This window comes from Arthrobacter sp. PGP41 (assembly GCF_002953935.1).
In the GTDB taxonomy this organism is placed as follows: Bacteria; Actinomycetota; Actinomycetes; order Actinomycetales; family Micrococcaceae; genus Arthrobacter.
In genome coordinates, this window is sequence record NZ_CP026514.1 from 2,412,592 (window position 1) to 2,429,933 (window position 17,342).

Genomic DNA, 17,342 nt, shown 5'->3' on the forward strand with positions numbered 1-17,342 from the left:
CAGTATCGAAGCATGCAGCCCAGAGTCGACTTCATCTCACTAGGTGTCCGCAGCGTTTCCGCCTCCCGCGCGTTCTATGTGGACGGCCTTGGCTGGCCGGTCCACCGTGAACTTGCGGAGGATGTTGTGTTCATCCAGGTGAACCACGGTTTGGTGCTGTCCCTGTGGGACGTGCGCCAGATGCAGGCTGACGCCGGCGTCAGTCCGCCCGGCCCGGTTCCCTGCATCACGCTTAGCCACAACCTTCCGTCCACTGAGGACGTGGACCGTGTCATGGAAGAAGCGGCCGCTGCGGGGGCCGTCATTATCGCGGAACCCATCACCCAGCCGTGGGGCGGGTACAGCGGATACTTCGCCGATCCGGACGGCTTCCGGTGGGAGGTTGCCTACAATCCCACCTGGAGAGTGGACGACGACGGCGCGGTCACCGTTTAGCGCTTGCCGCGGGTCCGCGCCGGACTGCTAGAAGAGTGCTTCAACGGGCCGGATGAGTTCCGGCCCGTTGTTCCGGACGTTGCCGACTTCTTTCCCGACTGAGTCCACGCGCCAGTCCGCCGCCACGTCCTTGACCCCCGCCCGCACCAGGTCAACCAGGCCTGCGGCGTCGTCCGCGGCCGGGTCGAGCCATGCCCGCATCGTGGCTTTGTCCATGGGCAGCGGCACGCGGTCATGCAAGGCGGTGAGTTTTCCGAACACCGTCGACTCACTGCCCGGCGGCGGCGTGTCAGTGGTCAGGATGGACGTGGAGAGCATCCAGCCGCCGGGCTCCCCTGCCGGCCACGCGGGATCCTTCCACCACTCATAGAGCCCTGCGAAGACCAGGCCCGTCCCCCCGCCCGGGTGCACATAGTACGGCTGCTTGGATTTTCCCGGACCCTGCTTCCATTCGTAGTATCCATCTGCCGGGACTGCACAGCGGCGCGACTGCGCGGCCTTGCGGAACGCCGGCTTCTCAAGCACGGACTCACTGCGCGCGTTGATCATCCTTGAGCCGATGCCCGGGTCCTTGGCCCAGGACGGGACCAGCCCCCACCGGGCAACATGGAGCTGGCGCACCTGCCTGGCAGCCCTCCCGTCATCCACCAGGCGTTCCAGGACAATGGGAACGTCATCCGTCGGCGCCACATTCCACGACGGCGGAATGCTCACCTCGCCCTCAAGCTCGGCGTCGAACTCGGCCAAAAGGTCCCCCACGGCACGGGCCATCACGTAGCGTCCACACATGGCTCCAGCATGCCACCGGCGCCAGGTGGTGTCATCCGGATTGATGCCAGGGATTCTGTCAAGGGAGTGGATGTGGCCAAGGGGCTGGCTACGCTGGCCTTGATTCAATCTTGAGCGTTAGGTCTTGTTTTTGATGGGACTTTGACTATCACCGACCAGGTTTCTTGATACGGGGCGGGCATTGTTGGCGTTGTCGGAAGGGGAAGCCGGCAGCCAATCGGACCGCAGAAGGCGGGCCGTCCTCAAAGAAATGGAAGTTTGTCATCATGGGTCTCAGCCTCAACACCACCACAGGTAAAGTCGTCGCCTCCCTGGCCCTGGTCGGCACCGCCGCCGGCGTCGCAGGCCTGGGCACGTACGGTGCATTCACCTCCAGCACCTCCGCCTCCGCCGAGGTCTCCTCGGGCACCGTTGCAATCACACTGGGCGCCTCAGGCGCAGCCAACCGCCTCAGCGTCGCCGCCACCGGCCTGGTCCCGGGCGACACCGTGCAGCGCGCCGTGACGCTCACCAATGCCACCGGCAACCAGGCACTGGCCGGCATCACACTGACAACGCTGGCCACCACCACCTCCAAGCTGGACACCGACCCGGCCCTTGGCCTGCAGCTCGCGATCGACAATTGCTCCGTTCCGTGGACCGAAGCCGGCACCGCCCCCGCCTACACCTACACCTGCGCGGGCGGGACCATCACCCAGGTCCTGGCCCCCCGCGCGGTCATCGGTGCCAACCTCCCGCTGACCGGTCTCACCTCCACTGCGGCCGGCAACACCGATAACCTGCGCGTAACCCTGTCCCTGCCCGGCGCAGCGGACAACACCTTCCAGGCCAAGAGCAGCGCCATCGACCTGTCCTTCACCGGAACGCAGCGCTCCGGCGCCAGCAACTAACCAACCTGGTCCTCCGCCGCCTGCTGAGACGTGGGCGGCGGAGGGCACCACCTGGAACGGACACCGCCATGACGGCAGCTTTCACCCAAGACCCCCCTTGTGCCACCACGGCGGCATCCTCCGCCGCTGCACCGGCCGTAGGCCGCTGGGCCAAAGCGCTCCGGCCCACGGCCAGGGCTGCATCGACGCTGATGATGCTCGGCGCCGTGGCAGCGTTCCTGTTCCTGGCCGTCGGGCCCAGGGTCCTGGGGTACCAGACCAGCACCATGCTCACCGGATCCATGGCCCCGCTGATCAACGCCGGTGACGTCGTGGTATCAGTACCGAAACCGGTCAGCAGCCTCAAAACCGGGGACATCATCACCTATGGGATACCGGTCGAGGACCACCGCGTAGAAACCCACCGCATCATCGAAATTGTCAGGAAAGGCGACGGGACCACGACCGTCCGCACCAAGGGCGACGCAAACAACGGTGCCGATCCGTGGACCGCCGCCCTGCAGGGCGGCACGGTCCATGTCCACGCCGCCACCATCCCGTACCTCGGGTCGGCCATCCGGGCCCTCCGGGAACCGGTGCTCCTGCAAAGCCTGGTGTACGGCGCACCGGCGGTCCTGGTCGCCATGGTCCTGCTCTCGATCTGGAAGACGGAACCCAGTGCCAACAGCTCCTCCCCGTCGCAGAGCACGGCTGATGGACATCTTGCCGCCGGGGATCCGGCCCACGGTGCTCGATGACCGTCGGCTGCGGAAAAATGGCAGAGGGCACGGCAGCCTGGACCAACAGGGCGGTTACGCACATCCTGCTCTTGCCTGTGGCTGCTCCACATCCTTCCGGAGCGGCGGCGAATACAAACAGGAATAGACCATCCCGGACACTGAAAAGGAGATTAGGCCGTGCGCACCATCCGAGACACCGAGGCGGCCAGGCCCTCCGGTGTCGCCCGGTCCGCGGCGGTCCTGACAGCGGCCGCGGTACTGCTCTTCGCGCCAGGAATCGCCCAGGCGGCGTTTACTTCCGAGGCAGCGGGGAAGATGAGCGCAGCAACTGTCTACCTGGCGCAGCCGGTCGGCACGGCGGCCACGTCGAGTTGCACCGGCAGGGACCTGACGCTCACCTTCACGAACTATGGCTACGTTCCCCGCGCCAATGCATTCCGGATCGAAATCTTCCAGGATGCCAACGGCATGACGCCGCTGCTCGTGGTGGACAGGGCCCAAAACGACCTCACTCCGGTCACCGTCAGGCTGTCAGGCGTAAGGTTCGCAAGGCCCTATAACATCCGGGGACTCTACACCACCGGGGGAGGGAACACCTGGACCGGGCAACCCCTTCCAGGCGCCACCGTCTCCTGCTGAACCGCCATTGGCGACATATGAAGGGCCTGCGGCCGGGGTTTGCCTGGGAATAGAGGCCGCCACGTTACCGTTGTCAGGAACGAAACCGTCATCGACACAGAGGAGAGCTCCGTGGACTTCACTCCCGACTCCGGCACCATCACCATGTTTTCCACTACCTGGTGCGGCTACTGCAACCGGCTGAAGAAGCAGCTGGATGCCCAGGGCATCGGCTACACCGAGATCAACATCGAGGAAGTGGAAGGCACTGCCGAACTCGTGGAGCAGCTTAACGGCGGCAACCGCACGGTACCCACCGTCCTCTTCCCGGACGGCACCGCAGCCACGAACCCTTCCGCAGCCGAGGTCAAGACCCGTCTCGCAGCCTAGGTTTTAACGCCACCGCGCGGGTCATGCCCCCAGGCTGCTGAAGGAAGCGGCCTCCAGGACGGCATGGCCCGCGTAGGTGGCAAGCAAGGCATTTTCCACCGCGGCTACGTCCACGCCAGGGACCAGATCGTCCACCGCACCTGCCGTGGCGGGATTCCAGTCCAGCCCCAGGGCGGCATAGCTGTCGGTCAGCACTTTGCGGATGGGCGCAGAGTTTTCCACCACAATGACGGAACTGAAAAGCCAACCGCCGGCCACAACGCGTTGCGCCGTGCCCACCAGCTTCACCCGGCGGCCGCCGTCAGCCGGATCGGTTCCGTGCACGCTGAACTCACCGGGGCAGTATTCGCCCGGAATCTCGCCCACGGCCGCCTGCACGCCGACGCTGCGCAGTACCTCGGCAAACAGCTCCCCAAAGAAACCGAACCTGGTTTTGGACCCTGCGATCGCATCGGCATCCGGTTGAAGGTGGTCCACCACCAGGGCCCCCTCGTGGTAGGCGGCCGCCCGCCCCCCTGCCCGGCGGACCAGGGGCTCGAAGCCGTTGGCCCTGCACGCCCGGGCAGCCGCCTCAAAGCCCGGCAAGCGGGTGTCACGCTGGCCGAAGGCCACGGTGGGCGCAGGCCGGTAAAGCCGGAGCGTGGGGCCAATGTCCCCCGTCTTCACCCGCGCCAGGAGTTCCAGGCCGAGCTCCAGGTCACGGCCCGCACCCAGCGACCGTTCCTGCCGCACAACGGTTAGCGTGCGGGGTCCGGGGCCGTCGTCGTACATGTTGCTAAGCTCCCCTATGGTCATACTGCAGTTCCTGGTTGTCGCCGCCGCCTTCGCCGCGATTGACGCCGCCTGGCTCAAACTGATGAACCCCTTTTACCGCAGCCATATCGGCGAGCTGCTGGCGGATAAACCACACCTAGGTTACGCCGTCGCCTTCTATGTCATTTACATCGCCGGGATTGTGTTTTTCGCCCTTCGGCCTGCCCTCGACGGCGGCAGCTGGCTCACTGCCCTGGGTTACGGCGCGGCGGTGGGCGCCTTCGCCTACGCTACGTATGACCTCACCAACGCCGCCACCCTGAAGGTGTGGCCGCTGCAGCTGGTCGTGGTGGACATGCTGTGGGGCGCCTTACTCACGGGGCTGTCCACGCTTGCCGGCTGGCTTGTATTCCAGGGACGCGCCTGACGCGGTCACGGGCCGCGGCGGCCCGCCCACAGCCCGTGCAGCAGCGGGACCACGGAACCGGCCATGAGGACGCTGCCCAGGACAACGTCGTCTGCCCGCACCACGGCTCCGGCGATGAGCAGGGCCGCAAAAACAAGGGCCGACGCCGACCGCCGGGCCCTGCGGTCCAGCCGGGCGAGCTGGCGCTCAATGCGGGGATTGGCCACCGCAAGCGACCCCTCCTCGAGGCGGCTGGCCAGTGCTTCCAGGCGTTTCGGCAGCCGCAGGGCGATCGCCGCGGCGTCGAGGGCCTGCTGGGCCACGTCCTGCAGGAGGTTGCCGCGCTCGTCGCGCAACAGCCGGGCAGCATACGGTTCCACCGAGTCCCACAGGTTGAAGCGTTCATCAAGCGAGCTGCAGACGCCGGACGTCAGAGACATCGCCCGGATGATCAGCAGGAAGTTCTCCGGGAACTGGAACGGCAAAGAGCGGATAACGTCACCGAACTCCACGGCGAAATCGCGGAATTCCTTGGGATCCACTTCACGGAGCTCGGCAAACCCCATCCCCCCGAAGCGGGCGAAAAGGTGCGTCATGGCCCTTTCCAGCTCCACGATGTCCGCCGACGGCGCCAGCACGCCGACGTCGTTGATCGCCGCCACCAGCCCCTTGCCGTCACGCGCCGCGGCCGCAATCAGCAGCTTCCTTAGACCGCTGCGCGTGGAGTCGGTGACCTCGCCCATCATGCCGAAGTCGATGAACGTCAGTTTCCACGGATGTCCCCCTGGGCCGGCGGAATCAGGAGTGACGAAAATGTTCCCCGGGTGCGGATCCGCGTGGAAAAAGCCGGTGGTGAACAACTGGTCGAACATAACGGACGCGAACACCGGGGCCACTTCGGCCGGATCGATGCCGGCGGCGCGAAGGGCTGCGGCCTCCGTGATCTTGACGGCCGTGACATCTTCAAGGGCAAGGAGGCGCCGGGTGGTCCGCTCCCACGCGACGCGGGGCACGCTGACCCTGTCATCATGTGCAAACCCGGCCTCGAAGCGCTCGGCATTTGCCGCCTCGTGCAGGTAGTCGATCTCCTCGAAACTCGTCTGCGCGAACTCCTCGACCAGGGCCGGGACGTCCGCACGGCTGGAAACCAGGCGGATGCGGCTGAGCCATCCTCCCACCTTGCGCAGGGCCGCCAGGTCGACGTCGACAATCCTGTCAATGCCCGGGCGCTGCACCTTCAGCACAACATTGGCGAGCCCGGTGTCGGCCGCGTCGGCGGGCAGAAGGCGGGCACGGTGCGCCTGCCCCAGCGAGGCGGCGGCGACCGGTACCTCCTCGACGAAGGCGAACACCTGCTCAAGCCGGGCGCCCAGTTCCTCCTCCGCAAGGGCGCGGATCGCGGGAAACGGAACCGGGGGGACTTCGTCCTGCAGCCCCTCCAGCTCCCTGGTGATCTCGGGCGGAAGGACGTCGAGCCTGGAGGACAGGAACTGCCCCACCTTGATCATCAGGCCGCCCAGTTCCACTGCCATCAGGTGGAAGTTCCGGGCGAAGCCCTGCATCCTCTTCGAACGTGTCCGCCTGGCGATGCGGGCAAGTCCGATCCGCGGGAGGAACAGCTCAAACCACCACGTCACGGCCAGGTTCCACGCGGCAAAGCGAAGGATGCGGCGGTAGCGGGCACGGGTGTCTCCGGCGCCGGGTACCGGGGCGGGGCGGTCCCGGCGGACGAACGCCACCCGCGTCAGTCCTGGGCGAGGATCGAGTAGATCCGGCGCCGCGCCTCGTCGAGCACTGCCACGGCCTGCCGCACCTGCTCCGGTGAACCCGTGCGGCCAACCTGGGCCGCAGCCTGCGCTAGTTCCACACCGGCCTTGGGCAGGGCCGTAAACCCGCCGGCCTGGGAACCTGCTGATTCCCAGGGGGCCGCCGCGGCATGGTCGTTCGCCACTTCCTCACGGCCTGCCTCTGTCAGCGAATAGATCTTGCGGCTGTTGGACTCCTCCGCACGGATGGTGCCCTCGTCCGCGAGCAGCTGCAGTGTGGGGTAGACGGAGCCGGCGCTTGGCTTCCAGCTGCCGTTGCTGCGCTCCTCGATCTCGCGGATGATCTGGTAGCCGTGCATTGGCCGCTCCGCCAAGAGGGCCAGCACGGCTGCACGGACCTCGCCCTTGCCGGCGCGGGTTCCTGCGCGCTTTTCAAACCGGGACCGCAGCTCCTCGACGGCCTGCCACATGCCATCGATGTTGGTCCCGCCGAATCCGCCGGACGGATATGAACCACGCATGATGTTCTCCCTTGTGAATCTTGAACGATATACAACGATACTCAACGACACAGGGCGGGATCTAGGGGCAGGGCAGATTTCAACCACGCGAGGCTTCGCTTCCCGCGGCCGAAATCTGAGGGCAATGTCAGGTTCTGCGGATAGTGAGGATCTGCTCGGCACGCCCGAACGGACCCTGGAGGTCGTGCAGCACGGTGGATGTCAGGCCAATCCCGTCTCCGCCGAACGACACAGCATTGTCCAGGCCCAGCCACTCCCCCTCGGGGCTGCGGTACATGTGGACCTGCAGGTCCAGGTTGGGAAAGGCATAACTGTCCTTGCCCGGGGGGACCCTGGCCGCAATACCGTTGGCGGTGTCCACCAGCCCCATGAGCCGGGCAAGGTCGCCGCTGTCGCCACGGTCCGTCAAGGGGTGGCCTGTCCGGAGCCAGACCTTTCCGGCGCCCGGCCGGTGCCCTTCCGCCACCCTCATTTCAAGGGAGCGGATGTAGCCGCCCGGCCAGACGGATGCGCCATCGTACGGCTTGCAGTCCTCCGGTCCGGGAATCGGGCTGTCCTCGATGGCGGCCACTTCGGTGGTATCGCTGGTGACCAGCCGCCAGGCAGTGGCGCGAATGGCAGTCCGCCCGCCGGCCACCAGTTCCGCCTGCAGGAGTTCGATGGTCTTCCCGGGCCGGAGGGTAGTGGTTTCGATATGGAAGGCGCCGCCCGGAATAAGGCCCAGGATCTCGTAGCTGATCCGCGCCATCCGCATGTCCGCCCGCGGCTCATGCCGTTCCAGGCTGTCCGCCATCAGGCCCGACGCGGGCGCCATGTGTTGCTCGTGCACGTTCCAGGCGCCCTGGGCATGGATGGTGGAACGGAAACGTCCCCCGCCCAGGTTCAGGTAGTAGAAGCTTCCCTCGGCCAGTTCAGGCAAATCTGCGGTCAAAGCGGGCCCCTCCGGTGATACTCAGTGAATTGGCCTTAACCCTATCTGCCATCCGCCAGGTGGCTGGCAGAGGCGGTCAGCCGAGGGGGACTTGGCCGGACGCGGCGAAATGTTGGAGCCTGACAGGAGTCATCCGACTAGACTCAGGAACTGGTCCTGTCAGCAACCCTCGGAAGAGGTGTTCCATGCGTGTCATCAGCTACAACCTCCGCAAGCACAAGGCTAGCGGTGAACTCCTCGCCCTGGCGCGGAACCATGATATTGATGCGCTCTGCCTCCAGGAGGTGGATTCCAGCGACCTCCCCGAAACGCTTGGGCCGCTGCACCTCGCGGATGCCACCAAGGGCAACCGGCTGGGGCTGGCCATCTATTACCGGATGAGCCGCTTCACCGCTTTGGACACCCAGTCCTTCGCACTCAAGAAATCAATGCATGACCGGGTCCTGGCCCCGGCCCATGAGCGGCTGATCGGCACCCGGGTGATGGACAATGAGACCCAGCATGAGCTGGTCATCGGCTCCTTCCACGCCGCGCCCCTCACGGCGTCGAACTCGCTGCGGCGGAAGCAGATCCATGCCGCCCACGCCGAGCTGCTCAGCATGGGCAAAGGCCTGATGACCTTGATGGTGGGCGACTTCAACTATCCGTTCTTCACCAAGAACCTGGACATGCACATGAAGAATTCCGGCTATGCCCTGTCGCTCAGCAACAGGCGCACCTACACCCGGTACAAGGTGTTTAAGGGCCATTTCGATTTTGCAACGTCACTGGGCCTGGACATCGAAAGCGTCGAAACGCTTCCACGCGGGAACTCGGACCACCTCCCGATCCTGGTCACCGCCGAGTACGGTCCGGACTACTAGGCCCAAGCCGTTCACGCAGGGCGGGCCACGATGCCGCGAATCCCGGGTGCAGTTCCAGGCAGGCCACATCGGCCATCGGCACCCACCGCAGTTCGAGGCTTTCGGGATCACTGATCACCGGATCAAAGGGCTCCCTGACCAGGACCACCACCGTGGTGTAGGACCAGTAGCCCACGTCAAACAGGGACGTGAAGAGCAGCTCCACGTTGCCGGCGGGGACGGCCGCTTCCTCGAAGGCTTCCCGGAGCGCGCCCGTGATGGGCTCCTCGCCATGATGGAGGGCCCCGCCGGGCAGGCCCCATGTCCCCCCGTTATGGCTCCAGACAGCCCGGTGCTGCAGCAGCACGCCTTTTTCCGGATCGTAGGCCAGCACTCCGGCTGCACCGAACCGCCCCCAGTAGCGGCCCCGGTCCCCTTCGACCCAGGCGTCGCCGGGGTCCCGGGGACCGGTGCGGACGGGTGGGGCTGTGGACGCGGTGGAAGCCGACAAGTGATCCATCGCTCCAGTCTGGCAGGTGCCATGGATCGGTGCACCTGCCTGGCCGTTCCGTCAGTCAGGCCTGGTTCGCGTGGCCGCGTTCGACGGCGAAATCACCGCCGGGATACATGATGGTTTCGTGTCCGTCATCAAAGCGGACCAGGTAGGGCGGCGTCCCGCCCTGGCCCCGCACCTCCAGGATCACTCCATGCCGGTCTGTGGCCCCAACGGTCCTTCCATGGACGATGATGCGGTCGCCTTGCGTTGCCTCCATGGCAATCACCTCCAAGCCCAAGAGTACGACTGCCTCCGCAGCGGGGAAAGGGCGAAGGAGAAAGTGCGGAGGGAAATGGGGGCATGGAAGCGAGGTGGGGAAAAGGCCGTGCCATGGCAGGATTTTGGCCATGCCTTTGAATCTGGTGCTGGTCGCCGATACCCATGTCCCGAAGCGCGCCAGGGCGCTCCCCGCACAGGTGTGGTCCGCCGTCGAAAACGCCGACCTGGTCTTTCACGCCGGGGACTGGGTGGAGGCGTCCCTCTTGGCGGAATTCGAAGAGCGGAGCCGCTCGCTGCTGGGCGTCTACGGAAACAACGACGGGCCGGAGCTGCGCCGGCGGTTGCCGGAAATTGCCACGGCCACCCTTGAGGGCGTCCGCTTTGCGATGGTCCACGAAACCGGCCAGGCAAAGGGACGCGAGGCACGCTGCGAAGCGCTGTATCCGGAGGCGGACGTCCTGGTCTTCGGCCATAGCCACATTCCGTGGGACACCACCACCCCGCGCGGGCTGCGGCTGCTCAACCCGGGTTCACCCACCGACCGCCGCCGCCAGCCTGTGTGCACCTACATGACCGCCGTCGTGGACGCCGGCCGGCTGGCCGACGTCCGCCTGGTGGAGGTTCCCCGCGGCTGACGGGAGGCTGGAAGGGACGGGGTTGACGGCGCCCGCATAACTGCCTGTGTTGGAACAGCAAAGATGCTTAGCTTTTCAGTCCTGGTCCTGCTCCGCGAGCAGCGCGTCGGTGGCCTCGTCCGGCTGGCCGTCAAAGAACTGGGCAAGGACTGTCTTGAACACCGTTTCGCCGGGCGCGGCGCGGAGGAACAGGGTCATGGACGAGTGCAGCTTCCGGGCATCGATGCCGCCCAGGATGTCCTCTGCAGTGCGCCCGGCGTGGTTGGTGAGCGCCTGGGCGCACTGCAGGAGCCGCGGGCCGAGGACCCCGTGCTCGAGGTACGCCCGGGCTTCGGCAAGCGAAGTGATGGCGTATTTCCGGGAGGTGGGGCTTTGCCCCAGGCCGGCGAGCTGCGGGAAGATGAACCACATCCAGTGGCCGGTCTTGTTGCCGAGCTGCAGCTCAGCCAAGGCCTGTCCGAAGGTCCCGCCCTCCCCTGCGCCGCTGTCCTGGGCTGACACGAAGCGGTCCAGGTCATAGGGATCGTTCATAGCTGTCTCCTTTGTGCGGGGTCTCAGGGCCGGACTGCTGCTCGATGAAGGCCGCAGCCCTGCGCAGCCGCCCGTCCGGGTCCTGGCTCCACCTGGCAAGGACAACACCTGCGCGCTGCCGGTCGCGTCCTGCCAGTCCAGCCAGTAGCGGCAACACTACGTCGGACAGCAGGGGCTCCACCAACTCGCGGCTTCCCGCGGAACGAAGGAAGCCCTCGATCCGGGTCAGGTCCGAGTGCAGCAGGAGACTGGCCCTTGACTGAAGCAGCACCACGGCGGCCTGTCGGCGCTCAAAAACCGGCCTGCCACCGGGTTTCGGTTGGGCCCACAGCCCGGACGCCAGCAGGACCACGGCATCGTGGTCCAGGTCCTTGAACTTCCTCAGGGCGTCCCGGACCGTTCCACGGACGGCACCCACCGAGGAGCCGTAGGAGGCAAGCACCCCGCCCAGCCGGGACTCGACGTCGTCCGCGCGGTACCAGGCGCCCTCATTCTGCAGGGTGCGGTCGATGAACGCAGCGGCCGCTGCCACATAGTCGGGCCCGCCGTTCATCGGCCACGTCCAGCGGACGCGTGCCGGATGCAGAACGGCGTCCAGGGCCTGGCCTCCAGCCTTCCCTCCGCTATGGATTCCCCGCAGACCGCGCAGATGCCGTACGTGCCGGCAGCGATCCGGGCCAGTGCGGCATCCACCTGGTCAAGGCCGGCGGTGCTTTGCTTGAGCAGGGCAGCTGCCTGGGACAGCTCGAACGCAATGGTGGAACCCTCCGGATCGTGTTCGTCGTCGACGTTCGAATCCTGGCGCGCGGAGTTTGCCGAGGCAATGTCGGCGCGGAGCGCGGGGAGCAGTGCCAGCTTCCGCTTCCGCTCCTCCTCGAGGAGGATGCGGAACCTTTCCACATCAGGCATGGGAAAAGCCTAACGCGGTGTCAGTACCAATTCCTGGCCACGGAGTGGTTCCATGCCGAGCATGGTGAGCCATACCGCTCACGGATGTAGCCAAGGCCCCACTCGATCTGCGTCCGGTAGTTGGTCAGCCAGTCGCTGCCCGCGCTGGAATACTTGCCCGGCGGAAGTGCCTGCGGAATGCCGTAGGCACCGGAATACGGGTTGGTGGCCGTGGTCAGCCAGTTCGATTCCTTGGTCCAAAGCTGGGCGAGGCAGAGGAACTGGTCCGATCCCCACCCGTAGGCCCCCAGCCTGCCCGAGGCGTAGCTCTTGGCACCGGCAGGATCGTTGACCGCACCCGCAGGAGCAGAGGGAACGACGACGGCGGGCGGGCTGGGCGGTGCGGCAGGCGCCGGGGCGGGGACAGGCGGAGCAGGATTTGCCGGCACAGGGTTGCCGGCTGGAGGATTCTCAGGTGCCGGATCGGCGGGAGCCGGACGCATGGGGGCGGGAACAGCAGGGGGCTGCACCTTTGCCGCCGCTGCCGCTGCGGCCGCACGTCGTCGGGCTTCCTCCCCGGCCGCGGCCCGTTTCGCCTCCTGCGCTGCTTCATAAGCGGCCAGTGCCGCCTGTCCACGCCGGAATTCGCCCTCAACCGCCGCCGTCGTGCCCTTCAGGGACGCCAACTGCCCGGTCAGCTCCCGGTTGCGCTGCCGTTCTTCCGTAAGCTGGCGCGCCATGGCTTCCTGGGCCGATCGGGCCGCTGCAAGCTTTTCCGCCGCCTCGCGGGACAGCCGTTCGCGCTCGGTCCGGGCGGATTTCTCCTGATCAGCCAGTGAAGCCGTGATTTTCCCCGCGGCGGCGGCTTTGTCCACAAGGCCCGCCGTTTTGCCGCCCACCAGGTGCACCACGTTGAGCCCGTGGACGTTGTTGTTCTCGATCGCGTCCAACGCCACGAAGAACCCCATGTTCGTACCGCCCGTTTTGTAGGACTGGGCGGCCAGCGCTCCGATGTCCTTCCTGTGGCGGATGAGTTCGGCCTTGGCCGTCCCGGCTCGTTCCGCCAGCGACTCTACCTTTGCAGTGGATGCTGCCAACGCGGCATCTGCCGCTGCAGACTCAGCGGCGGACGCCACCGCGGCGTTGCCCAAGGCCTCCGACTGCGATTGCAGCCCGTCCAAAAGGCCTGCGATCAACGTGATCTCTTTGGCCGTGCCGGCCTCGGTCAGCTTGGCCCGCTCCACGTCCTCCCACGAAGGGTAGCCGCCAGGCGGAACGCTTTCGGCCGCCCCGGCCGGAGGCAGCCACACACTGCCGGCGAGGGCAGCGGTCAGCAGTATCCCGGGCAGGCGGTGGCGGACATTTGCAGCGAAACGGGCCATAGCTCGGAAGCTTACCGGCTTCAACCTTCACTTTAAGGATGAGGGGCCTGCATCGTTATACAGCAGAAACAGGCCCTCGAATTTCAACACGGAAAGCCTGATTGTCGGCGGAATGGTCAAGGCCGAATCGAGGCCGTGCACACCCGCACAAACCTCGCCGTTTATGACTTCGTGACGCTTCCCACCTTCAACCGTCCCGACGGAGGTATCTTCCGAGGTCAGCACCCCGGCGAAAAAGAGTCGAATCGTTTGCGTAAAGCGAGAGGAGAACCTCGCATGTTACCCAAATGTGACAATTGGTGCCGGAGCGGGTTATGGTCTTCAGGTGTCCCTCCCAGACGGGACATTCCCCTCAGCTTGCCGAGCCCTGCCGCTGATCCGGGAACCAATCGCTTCCAGCTGGCAGGGACGGGGGAACCAAGTTTCCACGGCCTCTCAAGAGGCCTTGGGGTTAAGTCGCTAGCGCCTCCGTTCCGTTCGGAGTTGCTTCCGGCCGGGCATCTCCAGCCCGAACCCGACAGCTCACCCCGCAGGCATGGGAGAGGCGATCAACCGTGTCAAAAAATTCCACCACCGCCCGTCACCGCGCAACTCCGGCCCGTTCCATCATCCTGGATGGGCTGGCTGTTTCGGCCAAGTCCCAGGCCAGGACCCTGGGCCGTCCGGCACTCGCCGTCGCAGCCGCATCCGGCATTGCCTTCGGCGTCGGAGCCCCGGCGCACGCCGGTGTGACAGGGCCGGACACCACCGAGACCGCTAACGTCCAGGCCTCCGCCGCCCCGGCCGCAGCAGTTGCAGCCCCCGCCGCGGCCGCGGGCACCGTCCATACGGTTGTATCCGGCGACACGCTGGGCGCCATCTCGGCCGCCCACGGCGTAGCCCTGAACGATGTCCTGGCTGCCAACGGCCTGGCGATCTCCGCGGTCATCTACCCGGGCGACCAGATTCAGATCCCGGCTGCAGGCTACGCCCCGGCAGTTCCCTCCGCCGCGCCGGCACCGGCACCTGTCCAGACCGCTGCCGCCACCGCACCGGCCAACACCGGGATGAACCTGTCCTACGCCTCCGCCGGCACCGGCACGGGTACGGGGGCAGCCATCCTGGCTAACGCCTATGGCCAGGTGGGCCAGATCCAGGACTGCACCGCCATGGTGGAAAAGGCCTTGCGGTCTGTTGGCATGTCCGTGGGCGACCTGGCTCCCACCCAGTTCTACCAGTACGGCTCCACCGTGAGCTCCCCTGCTCCCGGTGACCTCGTGATCACCGCCGGCCACGTGGGCGTTTACGCCGGTGACGGCCAGGTTGTCAGCGGCGGCGTGAACGGCAACCAGACTGCCGTGCACTCCATCAGCTGGCTGAGCGGCGCTTCCTTCGTCCGCGTGGCCTAGCCAGCGGCAACGGGATAGGCCGCTCTTAGCGGGCGGGCCCACCCCGCGGAAGGGGCGGCAGCCGGTTTTTTCCGGCTGCCGCCCCTTCCACGTTCCCAACGGTCCTGGTCCTCCGGGCTTCCCCTGTTCCCGCTGGAATGACAGCTATGTGCCGCAGAAGGTCCGGTATTTGCCGAAGTCCTCCGGCGGTCCCTCCGTGTAGCGTTCCAGCCCCTGGCGCTCCTGGCACGGGGACCTGACAACCTCGAGGAGCCGGTGAAACGGGTCAAGATCACCCGCGGTAGCCGCAGCCAGTGCTTCCTCCACAAGGTGGTTCCTGGGAATGTACGCGGGGTTCACGCTGTCCATGAGTTCAGCGTCGGGCTTCAGCGCGGCCCAGCGTTCAGCCCAGGCATCGAAAGCCCGGAGGTCCAGCACCATACCGCGGGCAGGCCCGGAGTTGCCCCGGGCGGCCTGGCCAAGGCTCCGGAAGAATTGCGTGTAGTCAACGGGTCCGTCCTTCAGCAGGCCGATCACGCCATCCACGAGGTCCGACGCTTCGTCATGTTCCGGGCTGGCCGCCACACCGAGCTTGGCCTTCATGCCCCCGAACCAGGCGTCACTGTACCGGCCGCGGAATGTGCCGAGTGCCTCCACGGCGGGGCCGACAGCCTGCTCCTGGTCTTCGTTGAAGAGCGGCAGCATGGCCTCAGCGAGCCGGGCCAGGTTCCACTCGGCAACCACGGGCTGGTTCGCGTAGGCGTAGCGGCCGCCTACATCGATGGAGCTATACACGGCGGCGGGATCAAACGCGTCCATGAATGCGCAGGGCCCGTAGTCGATGGTTTCCCCGGAGATGGTCATATTGTCCGTGTTCATGACCCCGTGCACGAAGCCCACCAGCATCCATTTGGCCACGAGCTCTGCCTGGGCAGCCACGACTGCTTCAAACAACGCCAGGTAGGGGTGTTCGGACCGGGCTGCCGCCGGGTGGTGCCTGCTGATGGCGTGGTCCGCCAAGCGGCGCAGCAGGTCCATATTCTCCGTCGCCCGGGCGTACTGGAAGCTGCCCACGCGAAGGTGGCTGCTGGCCACCCGGGCCAGGACGGCACCCGGCAGCATCGCATCCCGGCGCACCGGCCGCCCGGTAGCTACGACGGCGAGGGCCCGCGTGGTGGGAATACCCAGGGCGTGCATGGCCTCACTCACCAGGTACTCCCGCAGCATGGGGCCGATGACGGCCCGGCCGTCGCCCGCACGGGCGAAAGGTGTTCGGCCGGAACCCTTCAGGTGCACATCCCGCAAGCGTCCGCCCTCGGCAACAATCTCGCCCAGCAGCAGCGCCCGGCCGTCGCCCAGCAGCGGTGAGTAGCCGCCGAACTGGTGCCCGGCGTATGCCTGGGCAACGGGGGTTGCGCCCGGCGGGATGTGGTTACCCAGTAGGACGCGCACGCCTTCCGGCGTCCGCAGGTAGTCGGGTGCCAGGCCCAGCTCGTTCGCCAGTGCGTCGTTAAGTACCAAAAGCTCAGGATCCGGCGCTTCCTCCGCCTGCCACGGAACGGCCAGCTCCGCTAGTTCACGGGCAAAGCGGCCCTCGAAGACGACAGTTGATTCTGCTGCAGCAGTCATGGGTTAACCCTATCGCCGTCGCTTGTCCGGCCGTTGATGAGCTCATCGGTGGCCTCCATGGCGCGATGAATGGCATGGCCCGGCATCGCGGACCGTTCAGGTGCAGTGGACCGTTCAGGTGCCGTGACGCCGTGCCCCGGCCACCGGCGCCGCTGAGGCATGGGGACGCGTTGCAGGTCCTGCGCGGCAATGACGACAGTGTCCGCCGCGCGGGCCCTGGCCTGGACCGCCAGCGGCGCGGCGTCCTCGCCGTACCGTGCGGAGAAGTGCGTCAGCACGAGGGTTCGGGCGGCTGCCCCCGCAGCCAGTTCCCCTGCCTGCCCGGCGGTGAGGTGGCGGTACTGGCGCGCCAGCCCGCCGTCGTCATCGCTGAAGGTGGACTCCGCAACGAGGAGGTCGACGCCGTCGGCCAGCTCTTCAGCGCCCTCGCAGGGCGCCGTATCCATCACGAAAGCGAAGCGCTGGCCCGGCCGCGGAATGCTGACATCATCGAGGCGGACGCCAGCAAAGCTGCCTTCATGTTGCAGGCGTCCGATCGCGGGGCCCGAAATTCCTGCTGCGGCAAGGCGTTCAGGCAGCAGGGTGCGGCCGTCCGGTTCCACCAGTCGGTAGCCGTAGGTCTCAATGCGGTGCTTCAGTGGCCGGACGTCCAGGCCTTCGGCCACCGTCCCGCTTCCGCCGTGAGGGCGAAGCCTGAGGTCGATTCCCGGTGAACTGACAGATACGAGGGCGCGCACCACGTCCTCCCCGGATGCCGGGTAGTGAAGGTGCACCGGGTGCGCCACGGCGTCGAGTGCCATCCGCGACAACACCCCCGGCAACCCGAAACAATGGTCTCCATGGACGTGGGTGAGGCAGATACGGGTGATCTGGCTCGCCGGGACCCCCGCGTGGATCATTTGGCGCTGCGTTCCCTCGCCCGGATCAAAGAGGAAACCTTCCCCGTCCCAGCGCAGCAGGTAGCCGTTGTGGTTCCTGGTCCGGCTGGGGACCTGGGAGGCCGTGCCGAGGATGGTGAGGTCGCGCATGGCGGTGGGTGCCAAAAAGCAGGCTCCGGAGGAGTCCGGGACCTGCT

Annotated in this window: 22 protein-coding genes and 1 riboswitch; of the genes, 9 read left to right on the top strand and 13 right to left on the bottom strand. The window is 66.5% G+C overall.

Annotated elements, in window-relative coordinates:
• Window positions 1-12 precede the first annotated feature (12 nt).
• Window positions 13-435: a VOC family protein gene (locus C3B78_RS10945; RefSeq protein WP_104998095.1), complete on the top strand. Its 423-nt coding sequence runs from the start codon at window positions 13-15 to the stop codon at window positions 433-435.
• A 27-nt stretch (window positions 436-462) separates the two neighbouring features.
• Here C3B78_RS10945 and C3B78_RS10950 read toward each other — a convergent pair whose 3' ends face one another.
• Window positions 463-1,224, bottom strand: a complete 762-nt coding sequence (locus C3B78_RS10950) for an SOS response-associated peptidase (RefSeq protein ID WP_104998096.1) — start codon at window positions 1,222-1,224, stop codon at window positions 463-465.
• 266 nt (window positions 1,225-1,490) lie between these two features.
• Here C3B78_RS10950 and C3B78_RS10955 point away from each other — a divergent pair, with 266 nt between their 5' ends.
• From C3B78_RS10955 to C3B78_RS10970, 4 genes are all read left to right on the top strand, one after another.
• Window positions 1,491-2,114 (top strand): hypothetical protein, encoded by a 624-nt coding sequence (locus C3B78_RS10955; RefSeq protein ID WP_104998097.1) that lies wholly within the window; start codon window positions 1,491-1,493, stop codon window positions 2,112-2,114.
• A 68-nt stretch (window positions 2,115-2,182) separates the two neighbouring features.
• A complete protein-coding gene (locus tag C3B78_RS10960; RefSeq protein ID WP_104998098.1) occupies window positions 2,183-2,851 on the top strand; it encodes a signal peptidase I in 669 nt (222 codons plus the stop codon).
• A gap of 159 nt (window positions 2,852-3,010) precedes the next feature.
• A complete protein-coding gene (locus tag C3B78_RS10965; RefSeq protein ID WP_104998099.1) occupies window positions 3,011-3,472 on the top strand; it encodes a hypothetical protein in 462 nt (153 codons plus the stop codon).
• A gap of 111 nt (window positions 3,473-3,583) precedes the next feature.
• Window positions 3,584-3,841, top strand: a complete 258-nt coding sequence (locus tag C3B78_RS10970) for a mycoredoxin (protein ID WP_104998100.1) — start codon at window positions 3,584-3,586, stop codon at window positions 3,839-3,841.
• Between the two features lie 21 nt (window positions 3,842-3,862).
• Here the strand turns inward: C3B78_RS10970 and C3B78_RS10975 are convergent, their stop codons facing one another.
• Entirely contained in the window at window positions 3,863-4,636 is a 774-nt protein-coding gene (locus C3B78_RS10975) for a lipoate--protein ligase family protein (RefSeq protein ID WP_442778241.1), read from the bottom strand.
• Between C3B78_RS10975 and C3B78_RS10980 the strand changes: the two genes are divergently transcribed.
• Window positions 4,629-5,021, top strand: a complete 393-nt coding sequence (locus C3B78_RS10980) for a DUF2177 family protein (protein ID WP_104998102.1) — start codon at window positions 4,629-4,631, stop codon at window positions 5,019-5,021. The genes C3B78_RS10975 and C3B78_RS10980 overlap by 8 nt on opposite strands.
• A gap of 5 nt (window positions 5,022-5,026) precedes the next feature.
• Here the strand turns inward: C3B78_RS10980 and C3B78_RS10985 are convergent, their stop codons facing one another.
• The 3 genes from C3B78_RS10985 to C3B78_RS10995 all read right to left on the bottom strand — a co-directional run bounded on the left by C3B78_RS10985 (window position 5,027) and on the right by C3B78_RS10995 (window position 8,218).
• Window positions 5,027-6,739, bottom strand: coding sequence for an ABC1 kinase family protein (locus C3B78_RS10985; protein WP_104998103.1), 1,713 nt, complete (start codon window positions 6,737-6,739; stop codon window positions 5,027-5,029).
• Window positions 6,740-6,744: 5 nt separating this feature from the next.
• On the bottom strand, window positions 6,745-7,287 hold the full coding sequence (locus C3B78_RS10990; protein WP_104998104.1) for a PadR family transcriptional regulator: 543 nt from the start codon (window positions 7,285-7,287) through the stop codon (window positions 6,745-6,747).
• 127 nt (window positions 7,288-7,414) lie between these two features.
• A complete protein-coding gene (locus tag C3B78_RS10995; protein ID WP_104998105.1) occupies window positions 7,415-8,218 on the bottom strand; it encodes a thioesterase family protein in 804 nt (267 codons plus the stop codon).
• A 185-nt stretch (window positions 8,219-8,403) separates the two neighbouring features.
• On the opposite strand from C3B78_RS10995, the gene C3B78_RS11000 reads away from it, so the two are divergent.
• Entirely contained in the window at window positions 8,404-9,081 is a 678-nt protein-coding gene (locus C3B78_RS11000; protein WP_104998106.1) for an endonuclease/exonuclease/phosphatase family protein, read from the top strand.
• Here the strand turns inward: C3B78_RS11000 and C3B78_RS11005 are convergent.
• Both C3B78_RS11005 and C3B78_RS11010 read right to left on the bottom strand, forming a co-directional pair.
• Window positions 9,053-9,580: an NUDIX domain-containing protein gene (locus C3B78_RS11005; protein WP_104998107.1), complete on the bottom strand. Its 528-nt coding sequence runs from the start codon at window positions 9,578-9,580 to the stop codon at window positions 9,053-9,055. The genes C3B78_RS11000 and C3B78_RS11005 overlap by 29 nt on opposite strands.
• 55 nt (window positions 9,581-9,635) lie before the next feature.
• Entirely contained in the window at window positions 9,636-9,833 is a 198-nt protein-coding gene (locus tag C3B78_RS11010; protein ID WP_104999751.1) for a DUF1918 domain-containing protein, read from the bottom strand.
• Window positions 9,834-9,963: 130 nt separating this feature from the next.
• Between C3B78_RS11010 and C3B78_RS11015 the strand changes: the two genes are divergently transcribed.
• On the top strand, window positions 9,964-10,470 hold the full coding sequence (locus tag C3B78_RS11015) for a metallophosphoesterase family protein (RefSeq protein WP_104998108.1): 507 nt from the start codon (window positions 9,964-9,966) through the stop codon (window positions 10,468-10,470).
• A 75-nt stretch (window positions 10,471-10,545) separates the two neighbouring features.
• Here the strand turns inward: C3B78_RS11015 and C3B78_RS11020 are convergent, their stop codons facing one another.
• The 4 genes from C3B78_RS11020 to C3B78_RS11035 are packed head-to-tail and all read right to left on the bottom strand — an operon-like array spanning window position 10,546 to window position 13,271.
• Window positions 10,546-11,001, bottom strand: coding sequence for a DUF1810 domain-containing protein (locus C3B78_RS11020; protein ID WP_104998109.1), 456 nt, complete (start codon window positions 10,999-11,001; stop codon window positions 10,546-10,548).
• On the bottom strand, window positions 10,985-11,554 hold the full coding sequence (locus C3B78_RS11025; RefSeq protein ID WP_104998110.1) for a DNA alkylation repair protein: 570 nt from the start codon (window positions 11,552-11,554) through the stop codon (window positions 10,985-10,987). The genes C3B78_RS11020 and C3B78_RS11025 overlap by 17 nt, the downstream gene beginning before the upstream one ends.
• Entirely contained in the window at window positions 11,551-11,910 is a 360-nt protein-coding gene (locus C3B78_RS11030) for a TraR/DksA family transcriptional regulator (protein WP_104998111.1), read from the bottom strand. The genes C3B78_RS11025 and C3B78_RS11030 overlap by 4 nt, the downstream gene beginning before the upstream one ends.
• Before the next feature lie 20 nt (window positions 11,911-11,930).
• A complete protein-coding gene (locus C3B78_RS11035; RefSeq protein ID WP_104998112.1) occupies window positions 11,931-13,271 on the bottom strand; it encodes a transglycosylase in 1,341 nt (446 codons plus the stop codon).
• 380 nt (window positions 13,272-13,651) lie between these two features.
• Window positions 13,652-13,822, top strand: a riboswitch (cyclic di-AMP (ydaO/yuaA leader).
• A 3-nt stretch (window positions 13,823-13,825) separates the two neighbouring features.
• Here C3B78_RS11035 and C3B78_RS11040 point away from each other — a divergent pair.
• A complete protein-coding gene (locus tag C3B78_RS11040) occupies window positions 13,826-14,659 on the top strand; it encodes a C40 family peptidase (RefSeq protein ID WP_104998113.1) in 834 nt (277 codons plus the stop codon).
• A 144-nt stretch (window positions 14,660-14,803) separates the two neighbouring features.
• Here C3B78_RS11040 and C3B78_RS11045 read toward each other — a convergent pair whose 3' ends face one another.
• On the bottom strand, window positions 14,804-16,267 hold the full coding sequence (locus tag C3B78_RS11045; protein ID WP_104998114.1) for a protein adenylyltransferase SelO: 1,464 nt from the start codon (window positions 16,265-16,267) through the stop codon (window positions 14,804-14,806).
• Window positions 16,264-17,295, bottom strand: a complete 1,032-nt coding sequence (locus C3B78_RS11050; RefSeq protein ID WP_104998115.1) for a ribonuclease Z — start codon at window positions 17,293-17,295, stop codon at window positions 16,264-16,266. The genes C3B78_RS11045 and C3B78_RS11050 overlap by 4 nt, the downstream gene beginning before the upstream one ends.
• Window positions 17,296-17,342 lie beyond the last annotated feature (47 nt).